We start from the raw sequence: 12,681 nt of genomic DNA on the forward strand, positions 1-12,681 counted from the left end.
TCAAATGGCCCACACGGCCCGGAATAGCTCGCCGGGCAGCGGAGTTGGTGAAGCGGCAGAACCACTTCTTCCCACACGGCAGGAATCGGAAGGTCGGATCCATGAAGATCGGCATTATCGGAGCGGGCAACATCGGCGGCAATCTCACCAGGCGGCTGACCGCACTCGGACATGAGGTATCGGTCGCCAACTCCCGTGGCCCCGAGACCCTCAGCGCCCTGGCCGAGGAGACGGGAGCCACTCCGGTGGCCGCCGCCGAGGCAGCGCGGGGCGCCCGTATCGTCGTCGTGACCGTCCCGTTGAAGGCGGTCCCCGACCTGCCCGCGGGATTCCTGGACGGGGCGGCGGAGAACGTCGCGGTCATCGACACCGGGAACTACTACCCGCAGCAGCGCGACGGCCGGATCGCCGCCATCGAGGACGGGCTGACGGAGAGCCGGTGGACCGAGCAGCAGATCGGCCACCCGGTGATCAAGGCGTTCAACGGGACGTACGCGCAGGACATCCTGGACCGGGGCGCTCCACAGGGCAGCCCCGGGCGGCAGGCGCTGCCGGTGGCCGGGGACGACCCGGCGGCCAAGCAGGCCGTCCGCGACCTGATCGACGAGCTCGGCTTCGACACGGTCGACGCCGGCGGCCTGGACGAGTCGTGGCGCCAGCAGCCCGGGACGCCGGTGTACGGCAACCAGGGCGACGCGGACGCCATCGTGAAGGCGCTGGCGGAGGCGTCGCCGGAGCGCACGGCGGAGTGGCGCGCCTGATCGGTGCGGTGGCGGAGACCGGGATCGGTGCCGTGGCGGAGGGCGCGCCTGATCGGTGCCGTGGCGGAGGGCGGGCCGCCCGGGGCGTGAATCCGGGCGGCCCGGCCGCTGTCCTGCCCCGGCACGCGGTCTCTCTCCCCCGCCGGCGGCCCGCCGCTCAGACCACCCCCGTCACCGTCACCCGCACCGAGACCGACGGCTCGTCCCGGACCGCGGCCAGCGTGGCGGTCTGTACGGCCCGGGTGACGTCGAGGGCGCGGTGGCCCCGGTGCAGGACGAGGCGGATGTCGATGTGCCAGGCACCGGTGGCCTCGTCCCGGCTCACCCGCACCCCCTGCGCCCGCGCCCCGGGCCCCGCCGCGAGACGCGGGGCCCGGTCGGCGACCCGCGTCCGCAGCAGGTCGACGACGCCGGGGCGCAGGAAGGCAACGCCGGGGACGTCCTGAGCGGCCCCGGCCGCCGCTTCGGCGAGCCGGTCCCGGAGCCGGGGTGTGTCGGCGGCCATCACGCTGCTCCTCCTGTGCCGTGGCGCCTGTACTCGTCGCCGTCCTCGTCGTCTGCTTCTTGGTCGTCTTCCTCGTCGTCGTCGACGATGTCCACGACCAGGACGTCGGCCGCGCCGAGGCGGATGCCGATGTCCTGGTCGGTGACCTCGGCGATCCGTGCGCGTACGGCGTCGGCCAGATCCGGCAGTGACCGGTCCAGGCTCGCCACGACCTCGACGCGTACGTGGACGGGCCCCGTCGGATCGGCCGGGTCGAGCGGGGCGATCCGGCAGCTCCCGGCCCGTACCCCGGGCAGCGCGTCGACCGCCGCCCGCAGCAGCCGCGCGGCGGCCGCCTCGACGATCCAGTGGTCCTCCTCCGGTTCCCCCAGGGGAAGCGAGCGCCCGGGGCCCAGTTCGAGCCGGACGAGGTCCATCACGCGGGCCGTGACCGCGGCCGCGGCCGCCTCGGGCACTCCGGGCTCCTCGGCGCAGGTACGGCGTACGGCGTCGCCCAGGCCGGTGAGTTCGGCCAGGGCCGCCGAGCAGTGCGGGCAAGCCGTCAGGTGCGGGTCGTCGGCCGTCCGGCCGGCGTCCCACGCGTCCCAGACGTCGCTCAGCAGGCGCCCGCAGGCGAGCCGCTCCTCCTCTTCGTACCGGCTCTCTTCCGGCTGAATCTCCTGCGACCGGCTCTCTTCCGGCCGGTCGGGGTTGGCGCTCATCGCCATGCGCTCATCGCCTCCGTCAGGTAGCGGCGGGCCCGGAAGACCCGGCCGCGGACCGCCTGCAGACTGATTCCGACCGTGTCCGCGATGCTCTCGTACGACAGCCCCTGCATCTCGCGGAGCACCCAGCAGACACGTTGTTCGGGCGACAGGCCCGCCATCGCCGCCGCCAGTGCGTCGGCCGCGGCCCGCGACTCGACGGCGCGGGCGGGGGACGCCTGGTGCTCCGGGGCGGCCTGTTCGGGCACCGAGTCGAGGTCCGCCGCCGGTCTGCGGGACCGGAGCCGGTTGAGGCAGCGGTTGGTGACGATGCGGTGGAGCCATGTGTGGAAGGAGGCGTCCCGGCGGAACTCGGGAAGCTTGCGCCAGGCGCTGACGAACGCGTCCTGAACGGCGTCCTCCGCGTCCGCCCGGTCTCCAAGGAACCGCATCGCGAGTTGCAGCATGGCGGGGCTGTGCCGCCGTACGAGCACCTCGAACGCCTCCTCGTCGCCCTCCCCGGCCCGTACGACCAGCAGCCCCTCGTCGGCCCGGACGCCCTCCGGCGCCCGTTCCGTCATCTGATTCCCGTTGCCGGGCACGGACCAGCCCCTCCCTCAGTCGGTTGCACGACACCCTCTCGGTCTGCTCGCTTCTTCCCGTTGGACACCTGGATCGGGAGAACGTCACGCACGGGTGTGCTGCGGACCGCGCTGCCCGATCTGGGGTCGGCCAGGGATCGGCCAGGGATCGGCGAAAAGTTTCCGGGAACCCGCGTGACGAATCGGCGGACAGCGTGTCCAACGAGATGTCAGGCGATACGAGCCGAGCGATACGCGAGGAGTTTCCATGACCACCACCCAGACAACCGCAGCCGTTCCCGCCACGGGCACGGGACCGGGCGTAGGCGGACCGAAGCAGAGCGGCGCGGCCGGCGGTACGACGACCGTGGGGCGGGGCGCCACCGGCGCGTCCGAGCCCGCGGCGACGCGGGGCCGTACCTCGATCGCGGACACCGTCGTCGTGAAGATCGCGGGGATGGCGGCTCGGGAGATCCCGGGCGTGTACGACATGGGCGGCGGCCTCTCCCGGACGCTCGGCGCGGTGCGCGACCGGGTGCCGGGCGGCCGGCCGAACGTCGGACGGGGCGTCAAGGTCGAGGTGGGCGAGCGTCAGACGGCCATCGACCTGGATCTCGTCGTCGAGTACGGCGTCGCGATCACCGATGTGGCGCGTGACGTGCGCGAGAACGTCATCGCGGCGGTGGAGCGGACGACGGGTCTGGAGGTCGTCGAGGTCAACGTGACCGTCAACGACGTGCACCTGCCCGAGGACGACGACGAGGCCGCCGTCACCGAGACCCGCGTGGCGTGACGGCGTGACACGGAGGGCGGACGGGCCCGGCCCGGCGGAGGGTGTGCCGGGCCGGGGCGTGATCGGGGCGGCGGCGGGCATGGCGCTGGGGTTCGCGGGCTGGTTCGGCGGGTTCGGGGCGTTCCTCGTGGTGGCCGCGCTCGGCGCGCTGGGATGGTTCGCCGGTCACCTCGTGGACCGGGGCGTCGGGTTGCGCGAGTTCCTCGACTCGTTGGCGGGGAGGCGGCCGTGACGGTCCAGGCCGGTGAGCGCGGTACGACGACGGTGGCGCCGCGGGCGGTCCGGCGGATCGCCGAGCGGGCCGCCGCCGAGGCGCTGCCCGACGGCGGGTCGGTGCTCCGGGGTTCGGCCGGGGTGCGCGGGACCTCCGCGCGGATCTCGGTCGGCGTACGGCTGCCCTATCCGGTGCGGGCCGACGAGGCCGCGCGGCGGATCAGGGAGCGGGCGGCGGCCCGGACGGCGGCCCTGACGGGGCTGTCCGTACCTCGCGCCGAGGTACGGGTCGACACGCTGTCGGTGGGCCCTGCGCCGGTGGTTCCGGAGGCCGTGGAGGCGGCTCCGGGCCTGGACGGTGGCCGTCCTGGCCCCCGGATCAGGGCGGAGCGGCGTGTTCCGGCGGCGGTCCTGGCGGCCGTGGGAGCCGTGGTGTGCGGGCTGGTGCTGGCCGATGTGGTCGCGGTCCGGTTCGGCGACGCCCCCGCCGGCTGGCGTACGGCGGTGCTCGACTGGGCGGCGACCCATGGTCCGGCGGACTGCGCGGTACGGATCGGTGGGGCGGCCGCGGCGCTCGCGGGCGCCTGGCTGCTGGGGTGCGCGCTCCTGCCGGGGCTGCGGCGACGGCTGCGGATGGCGGCGCCCGGCCCGGGGGTACGGGCGGCGCTGGACCGCGAGGCGGCGGCCCGGATCCTGCGGGAGCGGGCCCTCGGCGTCCCCGGGGTCGTCCGGGTGCGGGTGACCGTGCGTCGGCGGCGGGCGGCAGTGCGGGCCGGTGTGGGGTACGGCGATCCGGCGGAGGTACGCGCCGAGGCGGTCCGGGTGCTGGACGCGGCCCTGCTGGAACTGGGCCTGGCCCGTCCGCCCGCGCTGCGGGTCCGGGTACGGCGCGAGGCGGGGATGCCGCCACCTGTACCGGAGGAATCGGTGGTGGCGGTGGAACGGCCGGATGCGGCGGGGCGGTCGGATGCGCCGACGGGGTCAGACGTAGTGGGCCGGCCGGACAGGGCCGTGGACGGCACACCGGGTGCTCGGGGCGGTCTTCGGGACGGCGGAGAAGCATGAGTGAAGTGAGGATGTGGCGAGCGTGGCGGTGATCGGGCGTGGCGCGGTGAACCGGGTGCTGCTCGGGACGGTCGGCCTCGCCCTGCTGGGCGGCGGGTCTCTGCTGGCCGTCGGGGACGGTTCGGGGCTGGGCCGGGTGGGGCGCGAGGTACCGGCGTGGTGGTCCGGGCGCGCGGCCGACGGGGTGCTGCTGGACCGCGACGGACTGGCCCGGGTGCGGGAGACCGGCTGGTGGACCCCTGCCGTGATCGCGGGGCTCGTCCTCGTACTGGCGCTGCTCCTCCGGTGGTTCGCCGGGCAGGTGTCGGCGTCCCGGCCCCGGTGGGTCGGCCTGATGGGCGCCGGTCTGACGCTGCGGCGGCGGGCGTGGGAGCGGGCGATGACCGCGCAGGCGGCTGCGGTCGACGGGGTGGCGCACGCCCGGGTGCGCGTAGCGGGCCGCCCGCTGCGGGCGGCGGTGACGCTGGTCGTCGAGCCGGAGGCCCGGCCCGCGGAGGTGGTGCGCCGGGTCGCCGCCGGGGTGGTGGCGGACGCGCGCCGTTGCGCGGGCGTACGCGGCCTGCCGACCGACGTTCGGGTGAGGGTGGCGAACCGGCGGGAGCGGCGCACGCGCTGAACCGTGGCCCGGTTCCCGACCGCGCCCGCCACTCAACACGGCGCCTACTCGCGAGTAAGGTGTGGGCCCGGGATGCGGCGCCACGGTCCGTCCGGTCCCGGGACCCGGCCCGACGACGACCGTGGACAAGGAGTTGCGTCATGCCCCGCACCATGTCCGTGGCGGACAGCATCGTCATCGACGCCCCGCCGGCACACGTGTACGAACAGCTCAGCGACCCGACCGCGATGGGCCGTTGGAGCCCGGAGAACCGCGGGGCGACCGTCAAGGGAGAGCCGCGCGGCGCGTACGTCGGCATGGTCTTCGAGGGCCGCAACAAGCGCGGCGCGGTGAGCTGGACGACCCGGTGCACCGTGACGGCGGCCGATCCGGGCGAGCGTTTCGCCTTCCGGGTCCACGCCATCGGCGTCCGGCGCCCGCGCCTTCCCGGACCCATCGCGACCTGGGAGTACCGCTTCGAAGCGGTGGACGGCGGGACCCGGGTGACCGAGACCTGGACCGACGACCGGCGCTCCTGGCCGGACTTCCTGGCCAACGGTTTCGATCGCGTCGCAACGCGCGGGAAGACCTTCGGGCAGTTCCAGCGCGGCAACATCCGGACGACCCTGGAGCGCCTCAAGGCCGTCGTGGAGGAGGACCTCCGAAAGGCCTCCTGAGCCTGTCGAGCCGCTCGACACCGTCCGGTCCGGGCGACGGGCGATGTCAGTGCCCCGGTGCACACTGGATCACGTACGCGCGGGGTCCGGGCTCAGGGCACGTAGGGGGACGTATGGGCAGCGAGGAGGGCGCCGGCTTCGAGCCCGCGACCGGGGACGGGCCGCTGCCCACCGAGGCCGCCGAGGTGCGCGCCGCCTCGGTGCGGACCGCCTTCGAGGGGCTGCTGCAGATCCGCCGGCTGACCGGTGACGGACGGGCCGGCTCTCCGGAGGCCGCTCCGGCGCCGTGGGAGCTTCACCGGCCGGTACGGGCCGTCGCGTTGGCCCTGGAGAGTTCCGGAGCCACTCCGTCCGCCGTCGACGCGTCGGGGCACCGGGTGTCGGCCGGGTACCGGGTGCGTGCGGGCGAGCAGACCGGGTCGGTGCGGGTCGAGTGGGCCGGGCCGCCGGGCAGCGGCGCCGCGCACCACGAGGAGGAGGCGCTGGCCGAGTGCGCCGAGGTCCTGCGACGGCTCGGCTGGACCGTGCTGCTCTACCGGGGTCCTCGCAGGCGGCGGTATCTGGAGGTTGAGCCACCGGCGGGAGTTGCCGGGGTGCGGTAGCGGCTCGGAGGGGCGTTGTCAGACCCGTGCGAGATGCTTGACGGTCCGACACCTTCGACCAGGAGACGCTGAGATGGACAAAGACGAGCTCGCCGCGGCGCAGGCGTATGTCCGCCTGCTGGAGGCCACCCGGGCCGCGCTCTCGGACCCGGAAGACGCGCCCCTGTACCTGCCGTTGCTCACCTCACCGATGCGGGAGGCCGACCGCGCCCTGCGCGGCGCGGGGCTGACGGGGAACGAGGACCGGCTGTTCGCTCTGGTACGGGAGTTGCAGCCGAGCCTGTCCGGCAGCGACAGGTAACAGGGGAGGCCGGCAGGAGGAACACCGGCTGGGGGCCCGGTCTCAGCTCGTACCGTCGACGGTGGCATGGGCGGTGGGAGCCTCGAGGGCGAGACCGAGCTCCTGCTCATCCGGTCCGAGAGGGGCGAAGAAGCGGGCGACCGCACTGTCGTCGACCTCGGCGAGGGTCGCCGGTTTCCACTGCGGGCTGCCGTCCTTGTCGATGATCCGGGCGCGTACGCCCTCCACGAAGTCCGGTTCCTCACGGATCCGGCCGGAGACGCGGAACTCCTGGTCGAGGACGGCTTCCAGACTGCCGAGCCGGGCGGCCCTCCGTACGGCGGCGAGCGTGACCTTGAGCGCCAGGGGCGACCTTCCCGCGAGTTCCGCCGCCGCGTCGGCCGCCGCGGGGGCGGAGCACGCCCGAAGCCGTCGGACGATCTCCTCGACGGTGTCCGCGGCGTAGCAGGCGTCGATCCAGTCGCGCTGCGCGGCGAGCTCACCGGCAGGCGGCTCCTCGGCGAACTCCTGCACCGTCAGTGCCACCTCGTCGGCGCTCCCCGCCCCGGCCAGTGCCTCGGTGAGCTCCGGCAGCCGCCGCGTGGGTACGTGGTGGTCGGCGAGGCCGCAGAGCAGGGCGTCGGCCGCCCCGACGGAACGCCCGGTGAGCGCCAGGTGGGTGCCCAGCTCGCCCGGGGCTGCGGCCAGCAGGTGGGTGCCGCCGACATCGGGCACGAATCCGATTCCGGTCTCGGGCATCGCCGCGCGGGTGCGCTCCGTGACGATCCGGAGTGAGCCGTGGGCCGAGACCCCGATCCCCCCGCCCATCACGATGCCGTCCATCAGCGCGACGTACGGCTTGGGGAACCGGGCGATGCGGGCGTTCAGACGGTACTCGTCGCGCCAGAAGTCCAACGACGCACGGCCTCCCGCCCGGGTGTCGTCGTGGAGCGCCCGGATGTCACCGCCCGCGCACAGGCCGCGGTCGCCCGCTCCCGCCAGGACGACCGAGGTGACCGCCTCGTCCTGCTCGGCACCGGCGAGCGCCTCGTCGAGGAGCCGCACCATGGTGGGGGTGAGGGCGTTGATGGCGCGGGGCCGGTTGAGGGTGATGTGGAGGGAGCGCCCTCGGGTCTCCAGCAGGACGGGCCGGTCGTCGATCATTTGTGCACTCCGCTCACTGGACACGGTGGAGACCTGGTGGGGCCGTCCGTCGCCGCCGGACGGTCCTCTCCCGCCCATTCTGCGACGCCGTGCGCCGCCCTCCGGACCGGGGGTCGGGCCGGCGGTTCCGACGTGGGGTCCGGGCCTGGGGTCCGGGCCTGGGTGCGGGAGAAAGTTCGGTGGTGCTCCGCTGTGGCACTCCGGTGCGAGCGGCTCGACAATTGAGGCCTACGGGGCGCGTCGCCGCGCGCCCCGCCGGACGACCTCCGGAGCATGCATGACCGACCACGAACGGCGGCAGGACACCGAAGCCGCTCCGCTCCGCCGGATCGACCGGAGGACCAACGGTGAGATCGGGCCGACGGAACGCCTCGCCATGAACCGGACCGGCAGCTTCGACTGGGATCTCGACGCGCGGACCCTGGACATCGACGAGGCGGGGCTCGCGGTCTTCGGCGTGGACCCGGCGACGTACGACTCGCGTCCCGGCGCCCTGGTGGAGCGGCTGGAGCCGGCGGAACGGGCTCGGCTGGACGTCACGATCGACGAGGCCATCACGGGCGGCAGCAACTCCTACAACGTCCACTTCCGGGTTCCGCTGGACGACGGGACGAGCCAGTGGACCCATGTCCAGGCCCGCATCCTGCGGTCGAAGGACGGGAAGGCCCACCGGATCGTGGGGGTGGTCCGCGACGCGACGGCGGAAGTCACCCATTCGGCCTTCGTCCTCGATCTGGAAAAGCGCCGGCAGCGGCAGACCAACATCGTCGAGCGCACGACCAGCGCGATGTCACGCGCGGTGACCGTGGACGATGTGACGGCCGCGCTCACCGGTCCGGGCGGACTGGCGAGGCTGGGGGCGGACGGGCTGGCCCTGGGGCTGGTGGAGAACTCCGCGCTGAACATCGTGGCGCTGAGCGGCGAGTCGCTGGAGGCGCTCGACGGGCTCGGCTCGGGCGACCTGGAGCGCAACCTTCCGCTGGCCGACGCCATCCGCAGCGGGCGGCCCCGGTTCATCACGTCCCTGGCGGCACTGGCCCGGCGCTATCCGGTGCTGGAGCCGCATCTGGGCAGGCTCCGGTTCCGGGCCGCCGCCTATCTGCCCCTGGTCGCCCAGGCGAGGTCGCTCGGCGGGCTCGCCCTGTTCTACCGGGAGCGCACCGTCTTCAACGCCGACGAGCGGATCCTGTGCCTGGGCCTCGCGGCCATCGTGGCGCAGTCGCTCCAGCGGGCGATGCTCTTCGACGAGGAGCGGGAGTTCGCCACCCAGCTCCAGTCCGCGATGCTCCCTCCGCGCATACAGGACATCGAGGGCGGCGAGATCGCGGTGCGGTACCACGCCGCGTGGAGCGGACGGCAGGTCGGCGGCGACTGGTACGACGTGATCGCCCTGCCCAAGAACCGTTACGGGCTCGTCGTCGGTGATGTGCAGGGGCACGACACCCATGCCGCCGCGATCATGGGCCAGTTGCGCATCGCCCTGCGTGCGTACGCCGCCGAGGGGCACCCTCCGGCGACCGTGCTGGCCCGGGCCTCGCGCTTCCTCTCCGAACTGGACACCGACCGCTTCGCGACCTGCACCTACGCGCAGGTCGACCTGGCGACGGGGGCGGCTCGGGTGGTCCGGGCCGGGCACCTCGGGCCGCTGATCCGGCATGCGGACGGGCGGGTCGGCAGTCCGCAGGTGCGCGGTGGTCTGCCGCTGGGCATCTCCACGGAGTTCGAGGACGAGGAGTACCCGGAGACCCGGCTCGATCTGGTGCCCGGGGAGACGTTCGTGCTGTACACGGACGGCCTGGTGGAGGAGCCGGGCGCCGACCTGGACGCGGGGGTGGAAGCACTGCGGAACGAGGTGAGCGCGGGCCCCGCCGGGGCCGAGGCGCTGGCCGACCATCTCTCGGACCGGCTCTGGGAGCGGTGGGGGTCGGGGGACGACGTGGCGCTCCTGGTCCTGCGGCGCAGCCCCGATGTGGGGTCCTCGCACGCGCCCCGGCTGCACCAGTACATCCACCAGGCGGACCCGGAGGGGCTGTCGGACGCCCGGGCGATCGTGCGCCAGGCGCTCGCCGACTGGGACATGGCCGAGTTCGCCGACGACGCCGAACTGGTCACGGGTGAGCTGCTGGTGAACGTTCTGCTGCACACGGAGGGCGGGGCGGTCCTGACCCTGGAGGTGCTGCCCGAGCCGGTGCGGCGGATCCGGCTCTCGGTGCAGGACCGGTCGAGCGCCTGGCCCCGGCGGCGTACCCCGGGCGAGACCTCGACGTCGGGCCGGGGACTGCTCCTGCTCGACGCGGTCGCCACCCGCTGGGGGATCGAACCCCGCGGCGAGGGCAAGGCCGTCTGGTGCGAGATCGGTCCCGCTCCCCCTCCTGCCACCGCCCCTCCCCCGGGTGCGGTGGAGCAGGCCCCGCCCGCCGGGCGGCGATGACGGGCGAGCCCGGCACCTCGCGCGACCCGGCGGCTTCACCGCCTCATGAGACAAGGTGGACATCGGCTTCAGGCCATCGTCCGCCGACGAGGACCGGCCGGTGGCCGAAGCGGCGACCCGGCGGTGTCAGAGGGCCTTGTGCATGATGTGCAGGCCCACATAGCCCTCGGCCGGGTGGTTGAACCCCTCGGGAAGGGTGCCGATCACCTCGAAGCCGAGGGACTCGTACAGCTTGACCGCGCGGGTGTTCGTCTCGACCACCGCGTTGAACTGCATCGCCCGGAAACCCGACGTGCGGGCCCACTCGACCGAGTACGTGCACAGGGCGCGCCCCACTCCCTTGCCGGAGTGGGCGGGGTCGACCATGTACGTGGCACTGGCCACGTGGGAGCCGTTACCCATGTGGTTCCGGTTCATCTTCGCGGTGCCGAGGACCGCTCCGGCCTCGTCGACGGCGACTACCACGCGGTTCGGAGCGGCGACGTACCACCACCCCTGTGCGTCCTCCTTTCCGAGGTCCAGCGGGTAGGTGAGGGTCTCGCCCGCGGCGATGATTTCGTGGAAGAACGGCCAGATGGCGGGCCAGTCCTCGGTGGTTGCTTCCCTGATCAACATGCGGACATGATGCAGGACTCGAACGCCCGTCCGCGAACGGCTATCCGTCGCTCCGCCGGCGCCATCCCAGCCGGGCCAGCAGCCGTTTTCCGCCAGGCTCCCGCAGACCGGAGGGCGTTTCCCCGGCAGGAGGCGACAGGGGCGCCGCCGTCTCCGCGACGGGCTGCGCCTGTGGTGGAGCCACGCGGGAGGTGGGTTCCGGGGCCGGTGTCATCCGGGCCCCGGGGTCGTCACCCGGATGTGGAGCCGGCCGTTCCTCGCGGGCCAGGTCCAGACCGAGCGTCAGGTTGATCCGCCGCCAGAGGATCTCGTCGGGATCGTCCGCCAGCATCAGCTCCCCCATGGTCTCCCTGGCCGCCACGGACCCCGGCCGCCCGAAGACGGGCTCCGGCCTGACCCGGGCGAGATAGGCGCGCTCGTACGGGTCCTCCACCACCTCCGCCAGATGCGCGGAGTCCAGTGCGGACGCCTCGACCGCCGCCCGCGCCCAGGGGTCGACGGTGCGCTTCAGCAGTCGGTCGATGCGCTGACTGCGCCAGTTCCGCGCCCGCCGGTCGCCGCCCGCCTCCAGCATCGTGCGCATCCCGAGGGGCGTACGGTTGGCGAGCAGCTCGGGTTCCCGCACGGCGAACGAGGCGAGCTCGTCCGCGAGGTAGAGCCACACCACCGCGCGGTAGCGGTTCAGGTAGAACGTGACCGGCGAGACGCAGCCCGCCCGGGCCAGCCGGGTGAACCGGGCGGGGGCGATACCGAGCAGCGCGGCACCCTCCGCGGTGCCGACGGTGCGGACGCGCTCGGCCAGCCCGTCGGGAAACCCCGGGTCTTCGCGCAGCCGCGCGATCTCCCGCTCGTGCACCCGCGGCCGCCCGCTACCCGGACCGGCGGTGACGGCGATCAGCCCCAGGTGCACGGCCAGCTCGAATTCGCTGCGCCTGAGCCCCAGTTCCTGCGCCGCACGGCCGGCGGCCACCGTGGCCGGTGTGGCTGGCGTGTCCGCCGTGGCCGGGGTGGCCGTGGCCGCCGATGTGCCGGGCGGGGTGTGCTCGCCCTCGTCCCGGCTTTCGTCGCCGCCCCGGACTTCGTACGCGCTCCCGGTCCGCGCGCGGACCGCTTCCTTGACCGTCATGGCCGTCCTCCCCGTGAGCTCGAATACTCTCCGTGATCACGGTAGCCCGGCGGGGTCACTTCCGGTCCGGCCTGTGGATAACTCTCCTCGGCCGGAGAAAAGGCCAGGTCAGAGCAGGCCGGAAGGGGTCAGAGGGGTTTTCAGAGGGGTTTTACGTCCTCCGGGCCGCTCTGGCGGACGGATACACCGAGGTGCTCACCGACCCGGTTGACGAGCAGGGTCATCTCATAGGCCACCTGCCCGACATCGGCTTCCGCGGCGGTCAGCACACACAGGCAGCTGCCGTCGCCCGCGGCGGTCACGAAGAGCAGCGCCTCGTCGAACTCGACCATGGTCTGGCGGGCCCGCCCCGCCCGGAAGTGCCGCCCCGAACCGCGCGCCAGGCTGTGCAGACCGGACGAGACCGCGGCCAGGTGTTCGGCGTCCTCGCGGGCCAGTCCCGTACTGGCCCCGGTGACCAGGCCGTCGTTCGACAGCACCAAGGCGTGCCGTATGTACCGCACCCTGCTGGTGAGATCGTCAAGGAGCCAGTCAAGTCCCCGGTCAAGCGCCATCTGCTCGTCCTCCCCGTGCCTTCGTTCCCCGTGCCC

Annotated in this window: 16 protein-coding genes; 9 read left to right on the forward strand and 7 right to left on the reverse strand. The window is 73.7% G+C overall.

Features of this window, described 5'->3' with window-relative positions; all coding sequences use genetic code 11:
* Positions 1-47 precede the first annotated feature (47 nt).
* Positions 48-761, forward strand: a complete 714-nt coding sequence (locus tag R2B67_RS00815) for an NADPH-dependent F420 reductase (RefSeq protein WP_317815883.1) — start codon at positions 48-50, stop codon at positions 759-761.
* Between the two features lie 157 nt (positions 762-918).
* Here R2B67_RS00815 and R2B67_RS00820 read toward each other — a convergent pair whose 3' ends face one another.
* The 3 genes from R2B67_RS00820 to R2B67_RS00830 are packed head-to-tail and all read right to left on the reverse strand — an operon-like array spanning position 919 to position 2,551.
* A complete protein-coding gene (locus tag R2B67_RS00820; protein WP_018512810.1) occupies positions 919-1,266 on the reverse strand; it encodes an Asp23/Gls24 family envelope stress response protein in 348 nt (115 codons plus the stop codon).
* Positions 1,266-1,973: a hypothetical protein gene (locus R2B67_RS00825; RefSeq protein ID WP_317815884.1), complete on the reverse strand. Its 708-nt coding sequence runs from the start codon at positions 1,971-1,973 to the stop codon at positions 1,266-1,268. The genes R2B67_RS00820 and R2B67_RS00825 overlap by 1 nt, the downstream gene beginning before the upstream one ends.
* On the reverse strand, positions 1,964-2,551 hold the full coding sequence (locus R2B67_RS00830) for an RNA polymerase sigma factor (RefSeq protein WP_317815885.1): 588 nt from the start codon (positions 2,549-2,551) through the stop codon (positions 1,964-1,966). Before R2B67_RS00830 ends, R2B67_RS00825 begins: the two co-directional genes overlap by 10 nt.
* 247 nt (positions 2,552-2,798) lie before the next feature.
* Between R2B67_RS00830 and R2B67_RS00835 the strand changes: the two genes are divergently transcribed.
* The 7 genes from R2B67_RS00835 (at position 2,799) to R2B67_RS00865 (ending at position 6,776) form a co-directional block, all read left to right on the forward strand.
* Positions 2,799-3,323 (forward strand): Asp23/Gls24 family envelope stress response protein, encoded by a 525-nt coding sequence (locus R2B67_RS00835; RefSeq protein ID WP_018512813.1) that lies wholly within the window; start codon positions 2,799-2,801, stop codon positions 3,321-3,323.
* 4 nt (positions 3,324-3,327) lie between these two features.
* Positions 3,328-3,555 carry a hypothetical protein gene (locus R2B67_RS00840; protein ID WP_317825057.1) on the forward strand — a complete coding sequence of 76 codons (228 nt, stop codon included), beginning with the start codon at positions 3,328-3,330 and terminating at the stop codon, positions 3,553-3,555.
* Positions 3,552-4,601, forward strand: coding sequence for a DUF6286 domain-containing protein (locus R2B67_RS00845; protein WP_317815886.1), 1,050 nt, complete (start codon positions 3,552-3,554; stop codon positions 4,599-4,601). Before R2B67_RS00840 ends, R2B67_RS00845 begins: the two co-directional genes overlap by 4 nt.
* Before the next feature lie 22 nt (positions 4,602-4,623).
* On the forward strand, positions 4,624-5,217 hold the full coding sequence (locus tag R2B67_RS00850; RefSeq protein WP_317815887.1) for a hypothetical protein: 594 nt from the start codon (positions 4,624-4,626) through the stop codon (positions 5,215-5,217).
* A 140-nt stretch (positions 5,218-5,357) separates the two neighbouring features.
* Entirely contained in the window at positions 5,358-5,873 is a 516-nt protein-coding gene (locus R2B67_RS00855; protein WP_317815888.1) for an SRPBCC family protein, read from the forward strand.
* 113 nt (positions 5,874-5,986) lie between these two features.
* A complete protein-coding gene (locus tag R2B67_RS00860) occupies positions 5,987-6,475 on the forward strand; it encodes a hypothetical protein (RefSeq protein WP_317815889.1) in 489 nt (162 codons plus the stop codon).
* Positions 6,476-6,548: 73 nt separating this feature from the next.
* Complete coding sequence (locus R2B67_RS00865) at positions 6,549-6,776, forward strand: hypothetical protein (RefSeq protein ID WP_015606445.1); 228 nt, start codon at positions 6,549-6,551, stop codon at positions 6,774-6,776.
* Positions 6,777-6,818: 42 nt separating this feature from the next.
* On the opposite strand, the gene R2B67_RS00870 is transcribed toward R2B67_RS00865, so the two are convergent.
* The gene (locus R2B67_RS00870; protein WP_317815890.1) at positions 6,819-7,919 is read right to left on the reverse strand and encodes an enoyl-CoA hydratase/isomerase family protein; all 1,101 of its coding nucleotides are present in this window, start codon (positions 7,917-7,919) and stop codon (positions 6,819-6,821) included.
* A gap of 277 nt (positions 7,920-8,196) precedes the next feature.
* Here R2B67_RS00870 and R2B67_RS00875 point away from each other — a divergent pair, with 277 nt between their 5' ends.
* Positions 8,197-10,350, forward strand: coding sequence for a SpoIIE family protein phosphatase (locus R2B67_RS00875; protein ID WP_317815891.1), 2,154 nt, complete (start codon positions 8,197-8,199; stop codon positions 10,348-10,350).
* A 126-nt stretch (positions 10,351-10,476) separates the two neighbouring features.
* Here R2B67_RS00875 and R2B67_RS00880 read toward each other — a convergent pair whose 3' ends face one another.
* The 3 genes from R2B67_RS00880 to R2B67_RS00890 form a co-directional block, all read right to left on the reverse strand.
* Positions 10,477-10,965 (reverse strand): GNAT family N-acetyltransferase, encoded by a 489-nt coding sequence (locus tag R2B67_RS00880; protein WP_018512821.1) that lies wholly within the window; start codon positions 10,963-10,965, stop codon positions 10,477-10,479.
* A 40-nt stretch (positions 10,966-11,005) separates the two neighbouring features.
* Positions 11,006-12,091 carry a DUF6397 family protein gene (locus R2B67_RS00885; RefSeq protein WP_317815892.1) on the reverse strand — a complete coding sequence of 362 codons (1,086 nt, stop codon included), beginning with the start codon at positions 12,089-12,091 and terminating at the stop codon, positions 11,006-11,008.
* 140 nt (positions 12,092-12,231) lie between these two features.
* A complete protein-coding gene (locus tag R2B67_RS00890; protein WP_317815893.1) occupies positions 12,232-12,645 on the reverse strand; it encodes a roadblock/LC7 domain-containing protein in 414 nt (137 codons plus the stop codon).
* Positions 12,646-12,681: the final 36 nt, after the last annotated feature.

The sequence above is a fragment of the Streptomyces cyaneofuscatus genome, from assembly GCF_033109485.1.
GTDB classification, from domain to species: Bacteria; Actinomycetota; Actinomycetes; order Streptomycetales; family Streptomycetaceae; genus Streptomyces; species Streptomyces cyaneofuscatus.